This window comes from Pseudarthrobacter defluvii (assembly GCF_030816725.1).
In the GTDB taxonomy this organism is placed as follows: Bacteria; Actinomycetota; Actinomycetes; order Actinomycetales; family Micrococcaceae; genus Arthrobacter; species Arthrobacter defluvii_A.
The window spans coordinates 2,469,394-2,490,689 of the sequence record NZ_JAUSYG010000001.1; the positions used below are offsets into that span (position 1 = coordinate 2,469,394).

At 66.9% G+C, this 21,296-nt stretch carries 22 protein-coding genes, 6 tRNA genes, 1 pseudogene and 1 riboswitch; of the genes and pseudogenes, 10 read left to right on the forward strand and 19 right to left on the reverse strand.

Annotation, left to right across the window (positions count from 1 at the left end):
• Window positions 1–85: 85 nt before the first annotated feature.
• Complete coding sequence (gene hisI / locus QF031_RS11635; protein WP_307427983.1) at window positions 86–562, reverse strand: phosphoribosyl-AMP cyclohydrolase; 477 nt, start codon at window positions 560–562, stop codon at window positions 86–88.
• A 112-nt stretch (window positions 563–674) separates the two neighbouring features.
• Here hisI and QF031_RS11640 point away from each other — a divergent pair, with 112 nt between their 5' ends.
• The gene (locus QF031_RS11640) at window positions 675–1,319 is read left to right on the forward strand and encodes a TIGR03085 family metal-binding protein (protein ID WP_307427986.1); all 645 of its coding nucleotides are present in this window, start codon (window positions 675–677) and stop codon (window positions 1,317–1,319) included.
• A gap of 69 nt (window positions 1,320–1,388) precedes the next feature.
• Here the strand turns inward: QF031_RS11640 and hisF are convergent, their stop codons facing one another.
• The 14 genes and pseudogenes from hisF to QF031_RS11710 form a co-directional block, all read right to left on the reverse strand.
• Window positions 1,389–2,165 carry an imidazole glycerol phosphate synthase subunit HisF gene (gene hisF, locus QF031_RS11645; RefSeq protein ID WP_307427989.1) on the reverse strand — a complete coding sequence of 259 codons (777 nt, stop codon included), beginning with the start codon at window positions 2,163–2,165 and terminating at the stop codon, window positions 1,389–1,391.
• Between the two features lie 41 nt (window positions 2,166–2,206).
• Window positions 2,207–3,067: an ATP phosphoribosyltransferase gene (gene hisG / locus QF031_RS11650; protein ID WP_307427993.1), complete on the reverse strand. Its 861-nt coding sequence runs from the start codon at window positions 3,065–3,067 to the stop codon at window positions 2,207–2,209.
• A gap of 84 nt (window positions 3,068–3,151) precedes the next feature.
• Complete coding sequence (locus QF031_RS11655; protein WP_009358176.1) at window positions 3,152–3,415, reverse strand: phosphoribosyl-ATP diphosphatase; 264 nt, start codon at window positions 3,413–3,415, stop codon at window positions 3,152–3,154.
• A 104-nt stretch (window positions 3,416–3,519) separates the two neighbouring features.
• On the reverse strand, window positions 3,520–4,008 hold the full coding sequence (gene ribH, locus QF031_RS11660) for a 6,7-dimethyl-8-ribityllumazine synthase (RefSeq protein ID WP_018770776.1): 489 nt from the start codon (window positions 4,006–4,008) through the stop codon (window positions 3,520–3,522).
• 33 nt (window positions 4,009–4,041) lie between these two features.
• Window positions 4,042–4,776: a GTP cyclohydrolase II gene (ribA, locus tag QF031_RS11665; RefSeq protein WP_307427995.1), complete on the reverse strand. Its 735-nt coding sequence runs from the start codon at window positions 4,774–4,776 to the stop codon at window positions 4,042–4,044.
• Window positions 4,773–5,573 carry a 3,4-dihydroxy-2-butanone-4-phosphate synthase gene (gene ribB, locus QF031_RS11670; protein WP_307427999.1) on the reverse strand — a complete coding sequence of 267 codons (801 nt, stop codon included), beginning with the start codon at window positions 5,571–5,573 and terminating at the stop codon, window positions 4,773–4,775. The genes ribA and ribB overlap by 4 nt, the downstream gene beginning before the upstream one ends.
• Window positions 5,570–6,244 (reverse strand): riboflavin synthase, encoded by a 675-nt coding sequence (locus QF031_RS11675; protein WP_307428002.1) that lies wholly within the window; start codon window positions 6,242–6,244, stop codon window positions 5,570–5,572. Before QF031_RS11675 ends, ribB begins: the two co-directional genes overlap by 4 nt.
• The gene (gene ribD, locus QF031_RS11680; RefSeq protein ID WP_307428005.1) at window positions 6,244–7,383 is read right to left on the reverse strand and encodes a bifunctional diaminohydroxyphosphoribosylaminopyrimidine deaminase/5-amino-6-(5-phosphoribosylamino)uracil reductase RibD; all 1,140 of its coding nucleotides are present in this window, start codon (window positions 7,381–7,383) and stop codon (window positions 6,244–6,246) included. Before ribD ends, QF031_RS11675 begins: the two co-directional genes overlap by 1 nt.
• 190 nt (window positions 7,384–7,573) lie before the next feature.
• Window positions 7,574–7,723: riboswitch (FMN riboswitch) on the reverse strand.
• Window positions 7,724–7,762: 39 nt separating this feature from the next.
• Window positions 7,763–8,440: a ribulose-phosphate 3-epimerase gene (gene rpe, locus QF031_RS11685; RefSeq protein ID WP_307433315.1), complete on the reverse strand. Its 678-nt coding sequence runs from the start codon at window positions 8,438–8,440 to the stop codon at window positions 7,763–7,765.
• Window positions 8,441–8,563: 123 nt separating this feature from the next.
• On the reverse strand, window positions 8,564–10,219 hold the full coding sequence (locus tag QF031_RS11690) for an RsmB/NOP family class I SAM-dependent RNA methyltransferase (protein ID WP_307428008.1): 1,656 nt from the start codon (window positions 10,217–10,219) through the stop codon (window positions 8,564–8,566).
• The gene (gene fmt, locus QF031_RS11695) at window positions 10,216–11,136 is read right to left on the reverse strand and encodes a methionyl-tRNA formyltransferase (protein ID WP_307428012.1); all 921 of its coding nucleotides are present in this window, start codon (window positions 11,134–11,136) and stop codon (window positions 10,216–10,218) included. Before fmt ends, QF031_RS11690 begins: the two co-directional genes overlap by 4 nt.
• Window positions 11,133–11,736 (reverse strand): annotated as a pseudogene (gene def / locus QF031_RS11700) (peptide deformylase). The gene fmt and the pseudogene def overlap by 4 nt, the downstream one beginning before the upstream one ends.
• Window positions 11,737–11,824: 88 nt before the next feature.
• Window positions 11,825–12,685, reverse strand: a complete 861-nt coding sequence (locus tag QF031_RS11705) for a cytochrome (RefSeq protein WP_307428015.1) — start codon at window positions 12,683–12,685, stop codon at window positions 11,825–11,827.
• 104 nt (window positions 12,686–12,789) lie between these two features.
• A tRNA-Val gene (locus QF031_RS11710) sits at window positions 12,790–12,861 on the reverse strand.
• Window positions 12,862–13,166: 305 nt separating this feature from the next.
• Between QF031_RS11710 and QF031_RS11715 the strand changes: the two genes are divergently transcribed.
• The 6 genes from QF031_RS11715 (at window position 13,167) to QF031_RS11740 (ending at window position 14,109) form a co-directional block, all read left to right on the forward strand.
• Window positions 13,167–13,239, forward strand: a tRNA-Gly gene (locus QF031_RS11715).
• Window positions 13,240–13,286: 47 nt separating this feature from the next.
• Window positions 13,287–13,357: transfer RNA gene (locus QF031_RS11720), tRNA-Cys, on the forward strand.
• Between the two features lie 36 nt (window positions 13,358–13,393).
• Window positions 13,394–13,465, forward strand: a tRNA-Val gene (locus QF031_RS11725).
• Between the two features lie 54 nt (window positions 13,466–13,519).
• A tRNA-Gly gene (locus QF031_RS11730) sits at window positions 13,520–13,592 on the forward strand.
• A 34-nt stretch (window positions 13,593–13,626) separates the two neighbouring features.
• Window positions 13,627–13,701: transfer RNA gene (locus QF031_RS11735), tRNA-Val, on the forward strand.
• Between the two features lie 144 nt (window positions 13,702–13,845).
• The gene (locus QF031_RS11740; RefSeq protein ID WP_307428018.1) at window positions 13,846–14,109 is read left to right on the forward strand and encodes an antitoxin; all 264 of its coding nucleotides are present in this window, start codon (window positions 13,846–13,848) and stop codon (window positions 14,107–14,109) included.
• Window positions 14,110–14,234: 125 nt separating this feature from the next.
• Here the strand turns inward: QF031_RS11740 and zapE are convergent, their stop codons facing one another.
• Window positions 14,235–15,272 carry a cell division protein ZapE gene (gene zapE, locus QF031_RS11745; RefSeq protein ID WP_307428021.1) on the reverse strand — a complete coding sequence of 346 codons (1,038 nt, stop codon included), beginning with the start codon at window positions 15,270–15,272 and terminating at the stop codon, window positions 14,235–14,237.
• Between the two features lie 215 nt (window positions 15,273–15,487).
• Here zapE and QF031_RS11750 point away from each other — a divergent pair, with 215 nt between their 5' ends.
• From QF031_RS11750 to ybaK, 3 genes are read left to right on the forward strand one after another with little or no spacing between them, the layout of a single operon-like run.
• On the forward strand, window positions 15,488–16,414 hold the full coding sequence (locus tag QF031_RS11750) for a sulfurtransferase (RefSeq protein WP_307428025.1): 927 nt from the start codon (window positions 15,488–15,490) through the stop codon (window positions 16,412–16,414).
• Window positions 16,415–16,444: 30 nt separating this feature from the next.
• Window positions 16,445–16,897: a SufE family protein gene (locus QF031_RS11755; RefSeq protein ID WP_307428028.1), complete on the forward strand. Its 453-nt coding sequence runs from the start codon at window positions 16,445–16,447 to the stop codon at window positions 16,895–16,897.
• 9 nt (window positions 16,898–16,906) lie between these two features.
• Window positions 16,907–17,419 carry a Cys-tRNA(Pro) deacylase gene (ybaK, locus tag QF031_RS11760; RefSeq protein WP_307428031.1) on the forward strand — a complete coding sequence of 171 codons (513 nt, stop codon included), beginning with the start codon at window positions 16,907–16,909 and terminating at the stop codon, window positions 17,417–17,419.
• A gap of 14 nt (window positions 17,420–17,433) precedes the next feature.
• Here the strand turns inward: ybaK and QF031_RS11765 are convergent, their stop codons facing one another.
• The 3 genes from QF031_RS11765 to QF031_RS11775 all read right to left on the reverse strand — a co-directional run bounded on the left by QF031_RS11765 (window position 17,434) and on the right by QF031_RS11775 (window position 21,223).
• Window positions 17,434–18,243 (reverse strand): SDR family oxidoreductase, encoded by an 810-nt coding sequence (locus tag QF031_RS11765; protein WP_307428034.1) that lies wholly within the window; start codon window positions 18,241–18,243, stop codon window positions 17,434–17,436.
• Window positions 18,244–18,375: 132 nt separating this feature from the next.
• Complete coding sequence (locus QF031_RS11770; protein WP_307428038.1) at window positions 18,376–19,950, reverse strand: succinic semialdehyde dehydrogenase; 1,575 nt, start codon at window positions 19,948–19,950, stop codon at window positions 18,376–18,378.
• A 1-nt stretch (window position 19,951) separates the two neighbouring features.
• Window positions 19,952–21,223 carry an alpha/beta hydrolase family protein gene (locus QF031_RS11775; protein ID WP_307428041.1) on the reverse strand — a complete coding sequence of 424 codons (1,272 nt, stop codon included), beginning with the start codon at window positions 21,221–21,223 and terminating at the stop codon, window positions 19,952–19,954.
• Between the last annotated feature and the right edge of the window lie 73 nt (window positions 21,224–21,296).

The following is a 21,296-nucleotide window of genomic DNA, read 5'->3' on the forward strand; positions in this document are numbered from 1 at the left end:
GAAAAGGGCCGGCGTCGCCGGCACCTTGAGTGTGCTTGCTGGGTGGCCGGAGCCGGGATGAAGCCGGCCGGGCAGCGTGTTCCGCTTAGCCCGCCTGGCCTGCCACCACGTCCAGGTCCCTGCCGTCAAAGCAGGTCCGGGTGCCTGTATGGCAGGCGGCACCCACCTGGTCGACACGCACCAGCAGTGCGTCGCCGTCGCAGTCCATGGCCACGGATTTGACCCACTGGACGTGCCCCGACGTATCTCCCTTGCGCCAGTACTCCTGGCGTGAGCGGGAGTAGAAGGTCACGCGTCCGGTGGTCATGGTGCGGTGCAGGGCTTCGTCGTCCATCCAGCCAAGCATCAGGACCTCGTGGGTGTCGTACTGCTGCACCACGGCGGCCACCAGGCCGGCGGCGTCGCGCTTCAGCGCGGCCGCAAGCTCCCGGGGAAGGGGGCCGGCCGGGGCAGCAGCTTGCACGGACGACGGCGGCGCTGATTCCTCAGGCGACAGCGCTGGTACCAGAGACTGGGACGCGGCTGATCCTGCGGTTTGGACGGGGGTTGGCTGCTCAGACATCGGGTCAAGTCTAGTGCCTCTGAGGGCCCGCTCTCCTGTTGTGAACAACGGCACGCCACCGGCCGCTGCAGTGCTGCCCAACTCCACAGCTCTCGTGCTAGTTTTCCAAGTGATGCATTTCGTCGAACCGTCCCGAGAAGTCCTGGCCGAAACCCTGCTTGCGGCCGGCCCTGATGCGCCCACTCTGTGCAAGGGCTGGCGCACCAGGGACCTTGCCGCGCACCTGTACCTCCGCGAGCGGAAGGCTGCCGTCGGGCTGGGACTGGTCATCAAGCGCCTGGCGAAAGCATCGGACCAGGCAACCGCCAAGCTGGCTGCCAAGCTCAACGGCACCGAGGACTACGCCCGGCTGGTGAACACCTTCCGTGCCGGCCCGCCGGCACTCTCGCCGATGAGCATCAAGGCGCTGGACGAAAGCGCCAACCTGATCGAGTACTTCGTGCACACTGAAGACGTCCGTCGGGCCGTGGCCCGGTGGGCCCCCAGGGCACTTGATGAGGCCTACTCCGATGCGCTGTGGGACGAACTCGTGAAGCGGGCCGCCATCCTCTACCGGGGTGTGGACCTGGGCATTGTCCTCGTCCGCCCCTCCGGCCCCCGCCACGTGGCCAAGCGCGCTCCTGTTTCCGTGGCGATTGTCGGCGAGCCGGGCGAACTGCTGATGCACGCCCACGGCCGCACCCGCCACGCGCTGGTCACCTTCGAAGGCCAGCCAGACGCCGTCGCCCTCCTCCAGTCCGCCGAAGTAGGACTTTAGTCCCCACCGGCCCCCTAACCTCGCAAGCTCGGCCAGGGAACCCTGCGGGCGTGGGCCCATCCACCGGTCCTAGCGGACTTCGAAGCCAGCGTCGCGGATGGCGTCCTTGACCAGGTGCATCATGTTGTCCGGTCCCCAGTGGAAAATCGAGGCTGCCAGGACGGCGTCCGCGCCGGCCGCGACTGCGGGCGGGAAGTGGGCAGGCTCCCCAGCACCGCCGGAGGCGATGATGGGGACCTTGACGGCGGCCCGGACCAGTTTGATGAGCTCCAGGTCGAAGCCGTCCTTGGTGCCGTCGGCGTCGATGGAGTTCAGCAGGATCTCCCCCACCCCCCGGTGCGCTGCTTCCCTGGCCCATTCGACCGCGTCGATCCCGGTGCCGGTACGGCCGCCGTGGGTGGTCACTTCAAACCCCGACGGCGTGGGCTGGGACCCGGGGCGGGTGCGGCGGGCGTCCACGGACAGGACGAGCACCTGGGAACCGAAGTGCCGGGTGATTTCGTCGATGACGTCGGGCCGGGCCACGGCCGCGGTGTTGATGGAGGCCTTGTCGGCGCCGTAGCGCAGGAGCTTGTCCACTTCGGCCACACCGCGCACGCCGCCACCCACGGTCAGGGGGATGAAGACTTCCTCGGCGGTGCGGCGGACCACGTCGAAGGTGGTCTCGCGGTTGCCGGAGGACGCTGTGACGTCAAGGAACGTCAGTTCGTCGGCGCCGGCGTTGTCGTAGCGGTGGGCGAGCTCCACGGGGTCGCCGGCGTCCCGGAGGCCCTCAAAGTTGACGCCCTTCACGACGCGCCCGGCGTCGACGTCGAGGCAGGGAATGACGCGGACTGCTACTGCCATGGGAACTCCTGGATATTCAGTGCTGCTGGGGTCGCCGGTGATCAGATGCGGCAGGCGTGGATGCTGCTGACCAGGATGGCGCGGGCGCCGAGGTCGTACAGTTCGTCCATGATCCGGTTGGTTTCCTTCTTGGGCACCATGGACCGGACGGCCACCCAGTCGGAGTCGCGCAGAGGTGAGACCGTGGGCGATTCAAGGCCGGGGGTCAGGCTGGCTGCCTTCTCCACGAGTTCCTTGCGGATGTCGTAATCCATCAGCACATACTGGCGCGCCACCAGCACGCCCTGGAGGCGGCGGATGAGGACTTCGATTTCCTTGGCCGTGCCGTTGGCGGCGCCGCCGTTGCCGGTGCGCCGGATCAGAACAGCTTCGGATTTGAGGATGGGGTCGCCGAAGATTTCCATGCCGGCGGCCTTGAGGGTGTTGCCGGTTTCGACGACGTCGGCGATCGCGTCCGCGACGCCGAGGCGGACAGAAGACTCAACCGCACCGTCGAGCCGGACCACTTTGGCATTGATGCCGCGTTCGGCCAGGTAGCTGCGCAGCAGGCCGTCGTAGCTGGTGGCCAGGCGCTTGCCTTCCAGTTCGGCGGCGGAGTTGAAGTCGCCCACGGGCCCGGCGAAGCGGAAGGTGGAGGCGGCGAATCCCAGCGGCAGGAGCTCTTCGGCTTCCACTCCGGCGTCCAGCAGCAGGTCGCGGCCGGTGATGCCGACGTCGAGCGTTCCCTGGCCCACGTACACCGCGATGTCGCGGGGGCGGAGGAAGAAGAACTCGATGTCATTGTCGGGGTCCACCATGACCAGCTCGCGGCTGTCGCGCCGCTGGCGGTAGCCGGCTTCGGAGAGCATGGCGGACGCGGCTTCGGACAGGGAGCCCTTGTTGGGGACGGCTACTCGCAGCATGGGAATGTCTTTCTGGGGTGGAAGGTCTTGTTTTCAGGCAGTACAGGCCACAGCGGGCCCGGCGGCAGTGCGCCGGACCGGTGGCTACAGATGCTTGTAGACGTCTTCCAGGGTGAGGCCCTTCGCGAGCATCAGAACCTGCAGGTGGTACAGCAGCTGGGAGATTTCCTCGGCCGCGGCTTCATCGGATTCATATTCGGCAGCCATCCATACTTCGGCTGCTTCCTCAACGACTTTTTTGCCGATGCCGTGAACACCGGACTCCAATTCAGCGACGGTGCGGGAGCCTTCCGGGCGGGTGGCTGCCTTCTCGCTGAGCTCAGCGAACAGCGTCTCGAAATTCTTCACGCCCTCCAGCCTACTTGCTGCGGCCGTGCGGGCGCTTCCCGGGCCCTTGCATGACGGGCGCGATGTGAGGGAATACACACCGCGCCCGTGCAGCGAGGTGCCGCTTAGCTGCGGTACTGCTTGAGGACGACGGCGGTGGCCAGTGCCGCGGTGACGGCCTCGTGGCCCTTGTCTTCCTTGGAGCCGGGCAGGCCGGCGCGGTCCAGGCCCTGCTGTTCGTTGTCGCAAGTGAGCACGCCGAAGCCCACCGGCACGCCCGTGGAGACGCTGACGTCGGTGAGGCCCGACGTCGCGGCCTGGCAGACGTAGTCAAAGTGCGGCGTTCCGCCGCGGATGACGACGCCGAGGGCAACGACGGCGTCAAAGTGCGGTGCCAGCCGCGCGGCAGCGACCGGCAGCTCGAAGCTGCCGGGAACCCGCAGGACCGTGGGCTCGGCGATGCCGGCATCCTTGGCAGCCCGGAGCGCGCCGTCCAGGAGCCCGTCCATGATCTGGGTGTGCCAGCTGGCTGCAATGATGGCCAGCTTCAGCTGCGAGGTTTCAGCTGGGTTGAGGGTGCTGAGGTCGATGTCGGGGGCGCCGTGTCCGCTCATGGGTTTGTTGTGTTCCGTTCGTTCGTGAAGACGTCAGTCTTGTTCGTGGTCGTAGGGGGTTTCGGGGGCCGTCACAGGCACGGGAGCCACCTGGGTGTCCAGCACCAGCCGGTGTTCCATGCGGTCCTTCTTGGTGCGCAGGTACCGGATGTTCTGTTCGCGGGAGGGGACCTCTGTGGGAACCATTTCCACGACCGTCACCCCGGCCTTGGCCAGCCTGTTCTGCTTGTCCGGGTTGTTGCTCAGCAGCCGGACTTCATGCAGGCCCATCTCGGCGAGGATCTGGGCCGCGGCCTTGTAGCAGCGGGCATCAACGGGAAGGCCCAGCTGCTCGTTGGCTTCGACGGTGTCAAAGCCCGCTTCCTGCAGCGCGTAGGCCTTGATCTTGTTGGCCAGGCCAATGCCGCGGCCTTCCTGGCCGCGGAGGTAGAGCAGGGTTCCGCCGTTGTCCCGGATCAGCTCCAGCGCAAAGGCAAGCTGTTCCCCGCAGTCGCACCGGTAGGAGCCAAAGACATCCCCGGTGAGGCACTCGGAATGCAGCCGGACAAGTGGAGCTTTTCCGTCGGTGGGAGCATTGGGGGAACTGACGGCCAGATGCTCCACGCCGGTGACGAGGTCCGTCCACGCCTGCGCCACGAAGTCGCCAAAAGCGGTGGGGAGTTGCACCACGGGCCCTCCACTGACGGGATGGGGCGCTTCACCGGACACCGCGTGGGGCTTCCGGTGGCCGTCCTGGTGGCTGTCGTCGCTGGCTGCCGCTGCCGTCATCGCTTCTCCTTCTCTTCGCCCGGAACCTCCCGGGCTTCCTCCTGCGGGACTCCCCCGGCCCCGGCTTCAACATACGCCACCAGGTCCTCGATGGAGATCAGGGGGCATCCATGTTCCGCTGCGAACGAACGGAGCCCGTCCAGGCGCATCATCTCACCGTCGTCATACACCACTTCCGCGATCACCCCGACCGGCTCCAGGCCAGCCAGGCGGCACAGGTCCACAGCGGCCTCGGTGTGGCCCTGGCGTTCCCGCACACCTCCGTCAACTGCACGGAGCGGGAAAATATGCCCCGGCCGGGTCACGGACGCCGGACCAGCCTGCGGGTCCGCCAGGATGCGCGCGGTCAGGGCCCGGTCCGTGGCGGAGATCCCGGTGCTGACACCGGTGGCGGCGTCGCAGGACACGGTGTAGGCGGTGCCTTTTGCGTCCTGGTTCACGGCCGTCATGGGAGGCAGCGCCAGGGCGTCGGCGCGGTCCCCTGTCAACGGCACGCAGATGACCCCGGAGCTGTACCGGATGGTCCAGCCCATCAGCGCCGGCGTGGCGTGCTGGGCGGCGAAGATGATGTCGCCTTCATTTTCCCGGTCCTCGTTGTCCACGACGAGGACTGGCCGGCCCGCGGCCATGGCGCGCACAGCGTCTTCAATGGAGGACAGACCCCTGGCGGGCGCGGACACGCGTCCTTCAGGAACCCGGGCTCCGGCGGCCGGGTCCCTGACAGCGGGGACGCCGGTGGCGGGGTTGGTGGCTGAAGCTCCAGCGACAGCCGGTTCCAGGCGTACTGCGGCGTTCACCGTGCACCTCCCGCGATGGCAGCTTCGCCGGCACCGGCTGCTGCATCCGCCGGCGCATCGTCGCCGCGGAAGGCAAGCAGGCGTTCGGTGTACTTTGCCAGGACATCAACTTCGAGGTTCACCCGGCTGCCGGTGGTTTTGGTGCCCAGCCCGGTTTCGGCGAGCGTGGTGGGGATCAGCCCCACTTCGAACCAGGGCTCCTGCTCTGCGGCCGGGCTGACCGCCGTGACGGTGAGCGAGACGCCGTCGATCGCAATGGAACCCTTCTCGGCAATGTAGCGGGCCAGGTTGGCGGGAACGCCAAAACGCAGGCGCTCCCAGTTGCCCTGGGGTTCGCGTTCCAGCAGGACTCCGACGCCGTCCACGTGTCCCTGCACAACGTGCCCGTCCAGGCGGCCGCCGGCGGGAACGCAGCGCTCCAGGTTGACGCTGTCCCCGGCAGCAAGCTCGCCGATGGTGCTGCGGACCAGGGTTTCGCCCATGACGTCCACGCTGAACTCCTTGCCGTCAATGGCGGTCGCCGTGAGGCAGACCCCGTTCACGGCGATGGAGCCGCCCAGCGCCAGGCCGTCCGTCGAGCCGGGCGCGTGCAGCCGGAGGGTGGCGCTGGTGTTTCCGTCGCGCTCCACGGACAGCACCTGCCCCTGCTCCGCAATAATTCCAGTGAACATCAGTAGCCTCCCTGGGCTTGCCCCGCGCAAGCGCGGGTTGGTTGGTGGTCGAGTGCAACTTTTCGTTGCGGTCTGAGGTGGAGTCGAAGGTCCCGGCCCAGCGTGCGGACCGCGCCGCCGTCGGACGGGTCCCATTCCCAGTGCTGGGCGTCGGGCAGGCTGGTGATGCCCAGTCCGTTCAACGAAGGGGTGCCGGATCCCAGCAGGGTGGGTGCCACGTACACGATGAGCTCATCCACCAGGCCGGCCGCCAGGAAGGAGCTGAGGATGCTGGAACCGCCTTCCACCATGACGTGCCGGGTGCCGGATTCGTACAGCATGGACAGCGCCTCGCGCGGGTCACGGGTGGGAAGGTGGACGGCCAGGCCGTCATCGCCGTGGATGGCGGCGACCTCCGGAATCCCGCGGAGGCCCATGACGGCCCGGACGGGCTGCTTGGGCGTTGGGTTGCCGGAGGCGTCCCGGGCCGTCAGGCGGGGGTTGTCCACGAGCACGGTTTGGGTGCCCACCAGGATGGCGTCGATCCGGCCGCGGATTCCGTGGTTGTCCGCGAGGGACTCGGGGCTGGAGATCCATTGGCTGGTGCCGTCTTCGGCGGCGATCCGGGCGTCCAGGGTCTGGGCGATGTGGAGGGTGACAAAGGGGCGCTTGGTGGCCACTGCCTCGAACCACTGGCGGTTCAGGTCCAGCGCTTCGTCGGCGCCCAGGCCGCTCCGGACCCGAATGCCGGCGGCGCGCAGGGTTGCGGCGCCGCCCGCAGCGGGGTCATGGGGGTCGTCAACGGCATACACCACGTCCGTGATCCCGGCAGCGATGATGGCCTCGGTGCACGGGCCGGTGCGGCCCACGTGATTGCAGGGCTCCAGCGTGACCACCATGGTGCAGCCAGCAAGATCAAGGCCGACGGCGGCAGCCTGGGCAATGGCATCGGCTTCGGCATGTGCGGTGCCCGCACCGCGGTGGTACCCCGTTACGATCTCCCGCCCGTCGGGGCCCACGACGACGGCGCCCACCAGCGGATTTGCGCCGCGCGGTCCCTGCAGGGCTGCTTGGAGGGCATGCTCCATGGCCCGGGTTTCGTCGGCGGTGAAGGCGGTGACCACCCCGGCGGCGGGCTGCAGTTCCACGGCGCCCGTCATGCGTCGGACTTTGCTGGCTGCGCGGCGGACCTGTGATGTGGACCTGCCATCAAGGCAGCAGGAGTTTCGGCGTTGAAGAGCCATCGCTGGGGGTTCATCTGCGTGTCGTTCCTTCCCTGTCGAACCGCGATGGCTCCGGGGATTACGACAGCAGAACGCTGCGCGGCCCAATGGCTGCGCAGATACAGCTGTACGTGCTTCTCTCATCCAGACTTTAACTGTCGGTACCGGAATTCCACCGGTTCAACCGTCCGCCGGGATCCTCTTGCAGAGGACACCGGCTCGCGGGTCGCGGACTGTCACCGCCGGTTCGGACTTACACCGACCCCGGAGCACGTATGTGTGTTGTTATTGTGCCACAACCGGCAGGGGCTTCCGGTTATTCCGTCGCCGCACGTAACGTGCGCGAGCCCTTCTCGCGCAGGAGGTCGATGGCTGCACCGGGATCGTCGGCGCCGTAGACAGCGGACCCGGCCACAAAGACGTTGGCGCCGGCTTCGGCGGCGCGGGCGATGGTTTCTTCGGTGATGCCGCCGTCCACCTGGATGGCGACGGCCGCCCCCGAGCCGTCCACGGCCGCGCGGGCCCTGCGGATCTTGGGCAGAGTGACGTCCAGGAACGCTTGCCCCCCGAAGCCCGGCTCGACCGTCATGATGAGCAGCATGTCCAGCTCCGGCAGCATGTCCAGATAGGGCTCCACGGGGGTTGCGGGGCGCAGGGCCATGCCCGCCTTGGCTCCCCTGCTGCGAAGTTCCCTTGCCAGTTTGATCGGTGCAATCGATGCCTCGGCGTGGAACGTGACAGAGGCGAGGCCGGCGTCGGCGAACCCGGGAGCCCAGCGGTCTGCATCGGCAATCATGAGGTGGGCGTCGAGTGGAACCGGGCTGACGGCCTGGATGCGCTGGACGACGGGCAGCCCGAGGGTCAGGTTGGGGACGAAGTGGTTGTCCATGACGTCCACGTGCACGGCGTCGGCATTGCTGATCCGCTGGAGTTCGGCTTCAAGGTTGACGAAGTCGGCGGAGAGGATGCTCGGGTGGATGCAGCATTGCGTCAAGGGTGTGCCTTTCGCTGAAGGTGCGGTGGTCTCGTGGAAACGTATTGGCCTCATGGGCTGCCCCTGCGAAGCCCGTCCCGGCGCGAAGGACAGGACGGACCGGTTGCGCGCAGGCGCAAAGTTTCAGGCCTTCTTCTTAATCAGGGCCAGGAACATGGCGTCGGTGTGGTGGAGGTGGGGCCACAGCTGGGCCGTCAGTTCGTGGCCGGCGTCGAGCTTGCCCGTCAGGCTGACGGCATCAAGGGCGGCCCCGGCGTCCAGGAGTTCCAGGTCGTCGCGCTTGCGCAGGACGTCCGCCACAACGGCGGTGGTTTCGGCCGGATGCGGTGAACAGGTCACGTAGGCCACCACTCCCCCAGGGCGGACTGCGGCCAGCGCGGAAGACAGCAGTTCGCGCTGCAGCGGGCCAAGGTCCGCGATATCTTTGGGTGAGCGCCGCCACCGGGACTCCGGCCTGCGCCTCAGTGCTCCGAGACCGGTGCAGGGAACGTCGACCAGTACGCGGGTGTACCGTTCCGGCTGTTCTGCCCCCACCTCCCGGCCGTCACCGGTGCGGACCTGCCAGCTGCCGTGCGGCACGGCCGACAACGCCTGGCTGACGAGCTTAGCCCGGTGCGGAGCAGGTTCGTTCGCCAGGAGCGTGGCGCCCCGCTGGTGTGCCAGTGCGCCAAGGAGTGCAGCTTTGCCGCCCGGGCCGGCGCAAAGATCGAGCCACGCTTCCTGGTCCGCAGCGGCCGATGCAGCGCCTGCATCCTCCGATGCCGGGCCGAGGTCCACGGCCGCCAGGGCCCTGGCCACCAGCTGGGAACCGACGTCCTGGACGCGCGTGGTTCCGGCGCGCACGGACGCCAGCCGGCCCAGGTCGCCGCCGCTGGAAAGAGCCGAGCCTTCCACCAGCTCGCCCGGAGTGGCGCCGGTGTCGAGCGCCTCATCCAGGCTGCCCAGGCCGGGCAGGGCCACCAGGTTGACCACGGGGGCGGCGTTGTCTGCTTCCAGCAGGTCGTCGATCTCGGCAGCGGACCGGCCGTGGGCCACGAGTGACTGGCGCATGGCGCGGACGATCCATTCCGGGTGGGCGAACCGAAGCGCAGCGATCTTCGTCTGGTCGGTTTCACCCTCCACCAGCAGATCCAGCCACTCTTCGAGGGAGTGCGCCGCCACCTTGCGCAGGACCGCGTTGATCAAAGCGGAGGGGCCGGCCCCAATAACAGCACGCGCCAGCCCCACGGTTTGGTCCAGCGCCGCGTGCGCCGGAACCCGCATGGCCAGCAGCTGGTGCACGCCGATGCGGAGGGCGTCCAGGACGGCGGGGTCCAGTTGGGCCAGGGGCCGGTCCACGCACCGTGCCAGGATGGCGTCGTAGGTACCCTGGCCGCGCAGGGCGCCGTAGCTCAGTTCCGTGGCGAACCCGGCGTCCCGTTTGTCCAGGTGGTGATGCCGGATCCGCGCGGGCAGCACCAGGTTGGCGTAGGCATCCTCCTCTGCCACAGCGCGCAGCACTTCGAAGGCCACCAGACGGGCGGGATCGGCGCGCCTGGTCCGCTGCGACGGTGCCTGCTCCGTATAGCCCCGCTGCGGTCCGCGGTTGCGTTCCCGGCCTTTGGCGTCCCTCCTGCTGGCGTCCCGGGGTCCGCCGTTGCCGCGGCCGCTGCCGGCGGGCGCGCCGCTGCCGCCCTGTCCGATCTTGCCGCCGCGGCCGTATCCTCCGGCGCTTCCCCCTCCGTCAGCGTTGGGCCGGCCGGTATTCCGTCCACCTGTGTTGCCGCCGGAGCCGCTCATTCGAACACCACGCTTTCCAGAGAAGCCATGCCGCGTGCCCAGTCGGCCGCGGCCATCATCTTTTTCCCGGCAGGCTGGACCCGGGTAAGTTCCACGGCGTGCGAGCCTGTTCCCACCACCACGGTTTTCCCCTGCAAGGCCACTGAGCCGGGGGCAAGTCCTGCGATATCCGATCGGAGCCGCACAGGCTCAAGCTTGACCCGCTGCCCGTCCAACAGGGTCCAGGCGCCGGGCTCAGGGGTGACTCCCCGCGCCTGCCGGTTGATGGCAAGGGCAGGATGGGACCAGTTGATGTGTCCGTCCTCCAGGGTCAGTTTGGGTGCCAGCGAGACGTCGCCGGCCTGCGGCTGCGCGGATGCTTGTCCGGCGTCGATAGCGGACAGTGTCTGCGCCAGCAGGACGGCGCCGCTGTGGGACAGCCGCTCCAGCAGGTCTCCGGCAGTGTCCTGCGGCCTGACGGCCTCGGTCAGCGTGCCAAAAACGGGGCCGGTGTCCAGTCCTTCCTCCAGCTGGAAGGTAACGGCACCGGTGACATCGTCGCCTGCCATGACCGACCGCTGGACCGGCGCCGCGCCACGCCAGGCGGGCAGCAGGGAGAAATGCAGGTTGACCCAGCCGTGCCGCGGTATGCGCAGTGCTGCAGGGGGAACCAGTCCGCCATAGGCGACGATTGCCGCAACGTCCGGCTGCACAGCAGAGATTTTGGTGATGGCCTCCGCGTCCAGGCGTGCCGCGTAGATGACTTCGATGCCCAGTTCAACGGCGCGCTGCGCAACCGGTGACGGCGTAAGCACGCGTTTGCGTCCCACCGGTGCATCGGGACGGGTCAGGACCGCAACGACGTCAAAGCCGGCCTTTACAAGCGCGTCAAGGGATGGGACTGCGACGGCGGGCGTCCCCGCGAAAAGGACCCTCACCCGGCTGCGCCGAAGCTGGAGCCCGAAGTGCTGCTGCCACCGAAGCTTGCTCCGCCGAAGCTCGACCCCACGCTCTTGGCCCGCTTGGCAGTGGTGCGCTCGGTGACGGCGTCGTAGTTGGCGTTCCGGATGGACCGCAATGCCGCCTTCCGGTCCTCGCCCTCCAGCCGGTCCGTGTAGAGAATGCCGTCCAGGTGGTCGTTCTCATGCTGGAAGCAGCGCGCCAGCATCCCCTCCCCCTCGATGGAGACAGGGTTGCCGTGCATGTCCACACCGGTGACCTTTGTGGCACGGAAGCGGCGGACCGGGAAGCCAAGACCCGGGATGGAGAGGCAGCCTTCCACGTGGTCCGGCTGGTAGTCATCGCTGTTTTCCAGGACCGGATTGATGATGTGCCCTTCGACGCCGTCGATGCGGTAGGTGAAGACGCGCTTGCTGACGCCGACCTGGGGCGCGGCAAGGCCGGCCGCCGTCCACGTCCTCCATGGTCTCGGTCATGTCGGCGACCAGTTTGGCAAGCTCGGGTCCGAATTCCGTCACGGGATCGGCAACTGTGCGCAGCACAGGATCGCCGATGATGCGGATATTCAGAATAGCCATGCGCTGTTTGTCCTCACGGTTGGCGGCAATTGGAACTTATCCAGTTTAGGTGCAGTCCTGGTGGCGGCACTGAGCCCGATGCATGCAGCTAGGCGCTGCGGGTGTGGGCCAGCGGCGGAGGTGCGATGGGCAGCAGCGCCGTTCCGGCACTGATGGTGTCTGCGGACAACTCCCACACCCGGCGCAACGCACAGAACTTCCACCAGTGGTGCTTGAGGACTTCAGGGTTGGCGCGGACGGGGCGGACCTCGGTCTCGCCGATGGCGACGGCCAGCAGGACCGGGTTTTCCCCAAATTTCCAGGGCTCCCAGGTTCCGGCCTCAGCATCGACGAGGCTCTCTTCTGCCTTCATCCCGGCCACCAACTGCATGACCACTTTGTCGTCCAGGGGCTTGACCAGGCCGTCCCGGGTGGTGCCCTTGGTCTTGTAATCGATCAGGCAGATACGTCCGTTGATCCTGGCGACGAGGTCAAGGGTTCCGGCGTACCCCACTGAGTTGTTCCACACCGTGATTTCGGGGGCGATGGGCTCCACCCGGAAGAGCTCCCACCATTCATCGAAGCGGACGGCGAAGGCTTCCTCCCCGTTGGCGGCCAGGGCTTCACGTGCCTCCTTCATGGCATGGGGGCGTCCCAGCGCCCGCAGCGCCACCTGTTCGCAGTAATTATGGACGCGGTCTCCGCGCCTGGCGGCATCGTCCCGGTAGGCTTCGGCAGCCTTGGCCGCCCGGTTGACGGCCTGCTTGATTTTGGCCGGGCTCCCCAGGCAGTCCGACAGCAGTGGATCATTGGCCAGGCTGCTGGCACCCATATACCCGAACCAGCCGTCGAGTCCGTGGGGCTGCTGGCTGATCACGGTGGTGATTGAAGGTACGGAGAACTGCTCAGACGTGGACCGTGCGTACATCCGGCCATATTCGGTGGCGTGGGCGAGAAGCGGATCAGTCATACAAAAGACTCTTTCACAGGGGGCAGACAAAAGCTCCGGGGGCCGGAGCCGCACACGAAAAAGGTCCGTCTCCGCTGCTGATGAGCGGAAACGGACCTCTGCGGTGGGCGATACTGGGTTCGAACCAGTGACCTCTTCGGTGTGAACGAAGCGCGCTACCACTGCGCCAATCGCCCCGATGCATTTGAATGCTAGCCCACCTCTGCCCCAATTCAAAAATCGAAGATGCCGCACCCGGCCACACCGCTGGTCCAGGGACTTCCCCACCCCGCACCATTGCACCCCTGCCCGGCAAACCAAGTCCCGGCGTCGTGAATTACACGGCTGTAACTAGCCCGATCCCTGGAATCACGCGGGAGTAGGGGTCATGCGACCTCAGGCAGCCGGAGCGATTTGGAGATTCCCGGAACCTCCTATATTGTTTTTACTCGTTGGAACGCGAGGAAATGCCGGAAACGGCAGGGAATCAACCCTCCAAAATGCGGACGTAGCTCAGCTGGTAGAGCACCACCTTGCCAAGGTGGATGTCGCGAGTTCGAATCTCGTCGTCCGCTCGCAGGACACTGTCACAGCAAACATTCTTCGGAATTGACGCTAACACGGTGGGTTGGCCGAGAGGCGAGGCAGCGGCCTGCAAAGCCGTATACACGGGTTCGAATCCCGTACCCACCTCGGTGAAAACCTTGGATTCCGATTTTCGGGTTCAATGGGCGATTGGCGCAGCGGTAGCGCGCTTCCCTGACACGGAAGAGGTCACTGGTTCGATCCCAGTATCGCCCACTGGCAAGGAAACTTGCCCGCAGTACCACCGGTTTACCGGGACATCCTGCACATGCGGACGTAGCTCAGCTGGTAGAGCACCACCTTGCCAAGGTGGATGTCGCGAGTTCGAATCTCGTCGTCCGCTCTCTTTGTATCCCACTTACCGGTCTTCCGGTTCCGGGCGATTGGCGCAGCGGTAGCGCGCTTCCCTGACACGGAAGAGGTCACTGGTTCGATCCCAGTATCGCCCACCAAGAAAAAGCAGCTCTCCGGGGCTGCTTTTGTCGTTTCCGCGCATCCGCTGCAGGCGAACGCGATTCCCTTGGCACCCCGTCTCCGCCCCGATAAGATCGAATGCGCGAGGAGCGACCTGGCTCCGCGATTGAAGGGAGGTGCTCGTGGGTTTAATTGGCGACCTAAAGGGCAAGGCTCAAGGTCTCATCCGTGGCAACGAGCAGGCCATCAAGAACGGCATCAGCAAGGCCGGCGATCTGGTTGACAAGAAAACCGGAGGCAAGTACTCCGGCCACGTCAATAAGGTCCAGGATGGCGCTTCCAAGCTCATTGACAAGAACGGAAACCCGGGCCAGGCACCTGCCGCCGGGCACGTTCCCCCGGCAGCTCCTGGAAATCCGGTTCCACCGGTAGACAGGGCTCCGTAAAGGATTTGGCCAGGGCTTTGCCCTAGCACGTCAACGGGGCGCGGGTCCCGCCGTGAGGCGGCGCCCGCGCCTTTGGCGTTTAATCCCGCCGAACCCGTCCGCAGTCAAGGCGGCCCGGGGACGCGCTAGGAAGGTTCGTGGTTCTGGCCTTCGCGGGCCAATGCGGTGAGGCGGGAGACGGCGCGGAAGTACTTTTTCATGTACCCGCCGGTCATCATTTCCTCGGTGAACAGCTTGTCGAACGGAACACCGCTGGCCAGGATGGGAACGTCCTTGTCGTAGAGCCGGTCTGCCAGCACCACGAAACGCAGCGCCACAGCCTGTTCGGTGATGGTTTCCACGTTGCGCCACACGACGCCGTCGATACCGTGGATCAACTGGCGGTAGCGGCTGGGGTGCACGCCGGCCAGGTGGTGGATGAGGGTGGAAAACTCGTCCTGGGCCACGGTCTTGCCGTCGAACTCCGCCTTCATGTGGGCGTTGAGTTCGCTGTTCCGCAGCGGGGCCGGTGCTGCGGGGAGGCCACGGTGCCGGAAATCCTCGCCATCGATGCGGATAACCTCGAACTGGTCCGCCAGGACCTGGATTTCGCGCTGGAAGTCCACGGCGGCGAAACGGCCGTCGCCCAGGGATCCCGGCAGGGTGTTGGAGGTGGCGGCAAGCTTGACGCCGGCATCGGCCAGTTCCCGCATGAGCCGGGACATCAGGACGGTGTCGCCCGGATCGTCCAGTTCGAATTCGTCGATGCAGACCAGTTGGTAGCTGCTCAAGGCATCCACGGTCTTGCGGAAGGACAGGGCACCCACCAGGTTGGTGTACTCCACGAAGGTGCCGAAAGCCTTGGGGCCAGGCGCTGCGTGCCACAGGGACGCGAGCAGGTGGGTCTTGCCCACGCCGAAGCCGCCGTCCAGGTAGATACCTGCCCTGGATTCGTCCTTCTTGCCGAACAACTTCTTGAAGAGCCCGCCCCCGTTACCGGACCCCACGCCGTCGGCAAATCCCTCCAGCGCACGCACCGCCGCGGCCTGGCTGGGCTGCCTGGGGTCCGGGCGGTAGCTCGAAAAGGAAACCTCCCCAAACCGCGGCGATGGGTAGAAACCCTTGAGGAGTTCATCCACCGAAACTGCCGGAGTGCGGGCGGCAAGCTGTTCGATCTGTACCAAGGTGGTCCGTTCTGCTGGTGGTTGGTCCCCAGAAAGGATACCGGCAATGCACACCCAACCCGGGAGGGACGCCGTCCCGCCGCCCCTCGGCGTGACGAAGGCAACATTTCGCCCTATTAACGGAATACGGACAAGCCTGCGGGCGCTGGTTAGTGTGGGAACAGATTCCAATGCATGTTCCGCGGTTTCCCGTGCTCTTACTGAAAGGCCCAGTCATGCCCTACCCGGTTGAACAGAATGAGAAGTTCGCAGCCTACGCCCACCCCGAGCGGCTCGTTTCCACCGAGTGGCTCGCGGCCGCCGTCGAAAGCGGCGCAGTGGCGGCCGGCGATCTCGTCGTAGTGGAATCCGACGAGGACGTGCTCCTGTACGAGACCGGCCACATCCCGGGCGCCGTCAAGATCGATTGGCACACGGACCTGAACGACGAAGTTTCCCGCGACTACGTTAACGGTGAAGCTTTCGCCGAACTCGCCGCGTCGAAAGGCATTTCCCGTGACAGCACCGTGGTCATCTACGGCGACAAATCCAACTGGTGGGCAGCGTACGCCCTCTGGGTCTTCGAACTCTTCGGCCACCGGGACGTCCGGCTGCTGGACGGCGGCCGCGACAAGTGGGTTGCCGAAGGCCGCGAACTGACCAAGGACCGGCCTGCTCCCGCTTCCGGAAACTACCCGGTGGTTGAGCGTGACGATGCCCCGATCCGCGCCTTCAAGGATGACGTCCTGGCCCACCTGGGCACCGGTCCCCTGATCGATGTCCGCTCCCCCGAGGAATACACCGGCCAGCGCACCCACATGCCGGCCTACCCGGAAGAGGGCGCACTGCGCGGCGGCCACATCCCCACCGCCGCCTCCATCCCGTGGGCACGTGCCGCTGCCGCCGACGGCACCTTCCGCAACAGGGAAGAGCTGGAGGCCATCTACCTGGGCGAGGCCGGCCTGACCGAGGGCGACGACGTCGTGGCCTACTGCCGCATCGGCGAGCGTTCCAGCCACACCTGGTTCGCCCTGAAGTACCTCCTGGGCTTCGATTCCGTCCGCAACTACGACGGATCCTGGACCGAGTGGGGCAACGCCGTACGCGTTCCCATCGTCAAGGGCGCCGAGCGCGGTTCCGTGCCTGTCGCCGTCGGAGCCTGAGACAGCCCTCCCCCGCGTAGAATTGGACCGATGACTACTCAAGCCTTGCCTTCCGCCCTGGCGGCCATCGTGGACGATTTCCAGGCCCTGTCCGAACCGGAGAGGCTGCAGCTCCTGCTGGAGTTCTCGGAAGGACTGCCGGAACTCCCCGACCGGCTCAAGGACCACCCTGAGCTCCTTGAGCAGGTGGTGGAGTGCCAGTCGCCGTTGTTCCTCACCGTTGAGACGGGAACCAACGACGACGGCGCCGTCCGCCTGTTCTTCAAGGCACCGCCTGAGGCGCCCACCACGCGCGGTTTCGCCGGGGTGCTGCACGAGGGCCTGGACGGTTTGACAGCGGACGAGATCCTGTCGGTGCCGGACGACATGCCGGAACTGCTGGGACTCACCCGCGCCATCACCCCCCTGCGCATGCGGGGCATGACCGCCATGCTGGGCAGGATCAAGCGCAAGGTGGCCGCCGCGTCCCAAGCCCAGGCCTGACGCGCGTCGATGGCGCGGAAGAACACATCCCAGGGAACCCCGGCCACAGCGGCCCTGACCGCGGCCGGGGTTCCCTTTGTGCTGCATCCGTACACCCATCATCCCTCCGCGGCGAGTTACGGTGCCGAAGCTGCGGAAGCACTGGGCATCGATCCCTCCCGCGTCTTCAAGACCTTGATGGTAGAGGTTGAGGGCAGGCTCGCCGTGGGCATCGTCCCGGTGAGCGGGAGCCTGGACCTGAAGGCCATGGCCGGCGCGCTGGGAGCCAAGAAGGCTGCCATGGCCGATCCTGCGGCAGCCCAGCGCCGCACCGGGTACGTGCTGGGCGGCATTTCCCCGCTAGGCCAGCGCCAGCCGTCTCCCACAGTGCTGGATTCCAGCGCCCTGGGCCTGGACAGCATGCTGGTGTCCGGAGGCAGGCGCGGCCTGGACATTGAGCTCGCCCCGGCGGACCTGGTCCACCTGACTGGCGCCGTCACCGCCCCGATCAGCTCGCTCACGGCTGGCAGCCCCCGGCCGTAGCAGGCTAAGTGGGACTACCTGGTTCGGCCGGTGAAGTGGTCCATGGTCTGGTTGACTCCCAGCACGTCCATGAGCCGGTCAAAGAGGCTGACCGGCAGGATCCGGAGGACCGGAAGCAGGTTCACGAGGGGCGGCAGGACCAGCTTCCGGCGGCCGGCCTCGATGGCCTCCAGGACTTTGGCTGCCACATCCTCTTCCTCAAGGATGGGGAGGAGCCGAGGCCAGCGGGTCTGCACACCGTCGAACATGCCGGTGTCGATGTAGTAGGGACACACCACCAGCGTGTTGACGCCCACCTTTCCGGCGCGGAGTTCTGCCCGCAGCGACTCGTTGAAGCCGAAGGCCGCGAACTTGCTGGCAGAATAGTCGGTTTGTCGGGCGACGCCCACCAGTCCGGCAGCACTGGCAACGGTCACCACCGTCCCCCGGCGCCGGTCTGCCATCCCGCCGAGGAATGCGCGGGTCACCCAGTAAAGGGCCATGACGTTGACCTTCATGGTCCGTTCGATGGCTTCATCGGTTGCGTCGAGGAACTGCTGCCCGCTGACCACTCCGGCGTTGTTGACCACCACGTCCACCGGGCCTGCGGCAGCGGCGGCGGCGCTAACCGCCGCACGGTCGGTAACGTCCACGGCCTGGGCCTCGGCGGACCCGCCAGCGGCCCGGATCTCGTCGCGCACGGCCGCTCCCGCTTCAGCATCCACGTCCCAGATGACCACCCGGCTTCCACGCCGGGCCGCTCCAAGCGCCATGCGGCGGCCCAGTCCGCTTCCCCCGCCCGTAATCAACAGTGTTGCGCCGGAAAGCCGGGTCCCTCTGGCCATGTCAGTTCTCCTGGTGTTTGGCGGTACGTGCTCTGGTTTGGTTTGTCCTGGTCCTGGCCCTGCTTATGCGGCACCACGCGCTACCGCCGCACCGCCATCCGGCGGCCGGGTTTACCCGTGCCTGTCTGCGGATTACCGGTTTCGGGGAAAGCGGCCCATCAGCGTGATTGCAGCTTTCATGATCCGTGCATAAGTCCTGTTGGACATGCCGGGAGGGGGCGCCACCCGGAGCAGCCGCTGCACGGCAATGGTTTGCGGCTCGGTATATTTCAGGATCCCCTCCCGGCCGTGGCGGCGGCCGGCGCCGGAGTCCTTCATCCCGCCAATGGGCGCATCGTGGGAGGCCCACGTGGCGGCGTAGCCTTCATTGACGTTGACGGTGCCGGTCAGGAGCCGGCGGGCCACCTCTTCCCCGCGGCGGGCGGACCATACGCTGCCGTTCAGCCCGAAGTCGGAATCGTTGGCAAGTGCCACGGCCTGGTCGTCGTCCGCTGCCCGGTAGACCGCAACAACAGGTCCGAACGTCTCCTCCCGGGCGAGGAGCATGTCCGGAGTGACCCCGGCCAGGACAGTAGGTTCGTAAAACAACGGCCCGAGGTCCGGCCTCCGCCGTCCGCCGGCGAGCAGTTGTGACCTCTCTCTGGCCACTGCGTCCTGGACGTGGCGGTCCACCCGTTCCACCTGCGCGGCGCTGATGAGGGACCCCATGCCGATGTCCCAGTCCGGTCCCGCACCCATCCGGATTGCCTTCACGTCGGCTGTGAATGCCGCCAGGAAGCTGTCGTACACATCGGCGTGGACGTAGATCCGTTCGATGCTGACGCACAGCTGCCCGGAATTGAAAAAACAGGCGTGCACTGCGCCGCTGGCGGCTTTGGCCACATCCGCGTCGGCTAGCACCAGCATGGGGTTCTTGCCGCCGAGTTCGGCCGAGTAGCCGATCAGCCGCTCACCGCACTGCCTGGCCACCGTCTTGCCGGTCTGGGAGGAGCCGGTGAACATCAGGAAGTCGACGCGCTCAATCAAGGCAGGGCCGATTGCGGTGCCGGGGCCGGTGACGATCTGGAAGAGATCCGCGGGCAGGCCGGCCTGGCGGAGCAGTTTGAGCATCAGCAGGGCCGTAAAGGGCGTTTGCGAATCCGGCTTCAGGACGATGCCGTTTCCGGCCAGGAGGGCTGGTAGGGCGTCGGAGACCGCAAGGGTCAACGGATAGTTCCACGGGCTGATGACACCTACCACGCCCTTGGGCACGCGGTATTCGGTGGTGCGGGTCAGGACGGGGGCGGCGCCCTTCCGGGGGCGCGGCTTCAGGTGCTTTTCGGCGCTGCGCTCGTAATAGTTTGCCGTCAGGACAACGTCCGCCAACTCCTCGAAGGCGCTCAGCCGGGACTTGCCGCTCTCAGCCTGCACCATGTCCAGGATGTCCTGCTCCCGGACCAGCAGCAGCTCCCGGAAACGCCGGACTACCGCCCGGCGTTCACCAGCCGGGAGGCCCGCCCATTGGTGCTGTGCCTTCCGGGCGCGGTCTACGGCGGCGCCGACGTCGGCCGTGGTGCATACCGGTACTTCGCCTACCAGCGTGCCGTCAAAGGGGGCATGGGACGCCTGCGTTGGCCTGCCTGCTGCGGCCGCTACTAGTTGCGGGAGCTCCGCCGCCAGGAGCCGTCCCCGGTCAATGACTGCGCCGGTTCCACGCGGTTTCGCCACGTCACGCCCCCGCTGCAGTGCGGTGGGCCGGTGCTTCCGGAAGGGGCCTCGAACCCGGGTCGAGCCGTGGCGCCAGTTGTTGACGCAGCCAGGCCTTCACCAGCCGTTCCCAGCGTTCGGGATCCACGTTCCATTCCTTGGTGTGGCGGGCATGGTTGAACGTTTCGAACGTCACCATCTCCGGGTTCCGCTCGGCCAGCAGCGCGGAGGGTCCATACGGTACGTACTCATCATCAACGCTGTGGATGATGAGGGTGGGCGTGCGCAGCTCCACGGCCCGGGACACCCAGTCCATGACCTTCAGGTCCACCGGCGCGGACAGCCCGGTGAGCCTGCGCCCCAGCGGATGGCCAAGCATTAGCTGCCCGTACCTGCCCACCAGCGACGGGATCCGGTTCAGCTGCGCGTGGTGCGCCAGGACCGTAACCCAGTCGATGACCGGCGCGTCGAGCACCATGGCCCGGATCAGGTGCCGGTACCGGGAGAGGTCTGCTGTCTGCAGGCAGATGGCTCCTCCCATGGACCAGCCGAACAGCACCACTTCTTCGGCGCCCTGGGCCAGTGCGTATTCGATGGCAGCCTCAATGTCCTGCCATTCCGTGGAGCCCAGCCCGTACCGTCCGTCGTCGGCCGACGGCGCAAGTCCGTCGTTCCGGTAGGACACCAGCAGGCTGGTCAGTCCCAGCTCCAGGGCCGGGCCCACTGCCCGGAGGACCTCCTGCCGGGTGGCACCGCGCCCGTGCACCATGATGGCCCACGTGCGGGCCATTCCTTTGGCACGGACCAGCCAGGCGGGCGCCTCGCCCCGCTCAACGGGAATCAGCACATCTTCGGCAGGAATTCCGACGGCGGCCGGGTCCGGGTGGATAGCGCCGCTCCACCACCCCCAGCGGGCGGCGGAGAGGTCACCGCTGTAGACGGCCTCCACCTCGCGCAGGACCGTCCGCTCGGCAGGCGAGTAGGAAACGATGCGGCCGATCCGGGCGTGGCCCTTGCCGCCGTCGAAAAAGAACCCGTAGACCCCATCCACCGTGGTGTCATCGTCCGCAGCCAGGATCAGCTGCTGTTTTTGGCCGTCCCGGATCACGGCCAGCACTTCCTTGTCCGCCGCGCGCTGCCGGGCAGGGGTGATCACGCGGCGGGCAAAGTAGACGGCGAGCGCGGAGGACCCTGCCCCCAGCAGGCCTGCCACCGAGCCGCCGGCGATGGCCCCGCCGATAGCCCATTTTGCCCCCGGCGACATTCCGCCGGAGTCCCGGGTGGGTGCAGTCATTGCAGGGCTCGCTCGCCGGAAAGGTGCCATGGGACTATTCTTACCGGCCCTGCGGCCGATACCCGCATTCCAG

Bases quoted from the DNA above. Each gene is read 5' to 3' on its own strand.
- hisI (WP_307427983.1), bottom strand. From the start codon at position 562: ATGTCTGAGCAGCCAACCCCCGTCCAAACCGCAGGATCAGCCGCGTCC.
- QF031_RS11640 (WP_307427986.1), top strand. From the start codon at position 675: ATGCATTTCGTCGAACCGTCCCGAGAAGTCCTGGCCGAAACCCTGCTT.
- hisF (WP_307427989.1), bottom strand. From the start codon at position 2,165: ATGGCAGTAGCAGTCCGCGTCATTCCCTGCCTCGACGTCGACGCCGGG.
- hisG (WP_307427993.1), bottom strand. From the start codon at position 3,067: ATGCTGCGAGTAGCCGTCCCCAACAAGGGCTCCCTGTCCGAAGCCGCG.
- ribH (WP_018770776.1), bottom strand. From the start codon at position 4,008: ATGAGCGGACACGGCGCCCCCGACATCGACCTCAGCACCCTCAACCCA.
- ribA (WP_307427995.1), bottom strand. From the start codon at position 4,776: ATGACGGCAGCGGCAGCCAGCGACGACAGCCACCAGGACGGCCACCGG.
- QF031_RS11675 (WP_307428002.1), bottom strand. From the start codon at position 6,244: ATGTTCACTGGAATTATTGCGGAGCAGGGGCAGGTGCTGTCCGTGGAG.
- ribD (WP_307428005.1), bottom strand. From the start codon at position 7,383: ATGACGGGCGCCGTGGAACTGCAGCCCGCCGCCGGGGTGGTCACCGCC.
- QF031_RS11690 (WP_307428008.1), bottom strand. From the start codon at position 10,219: ATGAGCGGCTCCGGCGGCAACACAGGTGGACGGAATACCGGCCGGCCC.
- QF031_RS11705 (WP_307428015.1), bottom strand. From the start codon at position 12,685: ATGACTGATCCGCTTCTCGCCCACGCCACCGAATATGGCCGGATGTAC.
- QF031_RS11750 (WP_307428025.1), top strand. From the start codon at position 15,488: ATGCCCTACCCGGTTGAACAGAATGAGAAGTTCGCAGCCTACGCCCAC.
- QF031_RS11755 (WP_307428028.1), top strand. From the start codon at position 16,445: ATGACTACTCAAGCCTTGCCTTCCGCCCTGGCGGCCATCGTGGACGAT.
- ybaK (WP_307428031.1), top strand. From the start codon at position 16,907: ATGGCGCGGAAGAACACATCCCAGGGAACCCCGGCCACAGCGGCCCTG.
- QF031_RS11765 (WP_307428034.1), bottom strand. From the start codon at position 18,243: ATGGCCAGAGGGACCCGGCTTTCCGGCGCAACACTGTTGATTACGGGC.
- QF031_RS11775 (WP_307428041.1), bottom strand. From the start codon at position 21,223: ATGACTGCACCCACCCGGGACTCCGGCGGAATGTCGCCGGGGGCAAAA.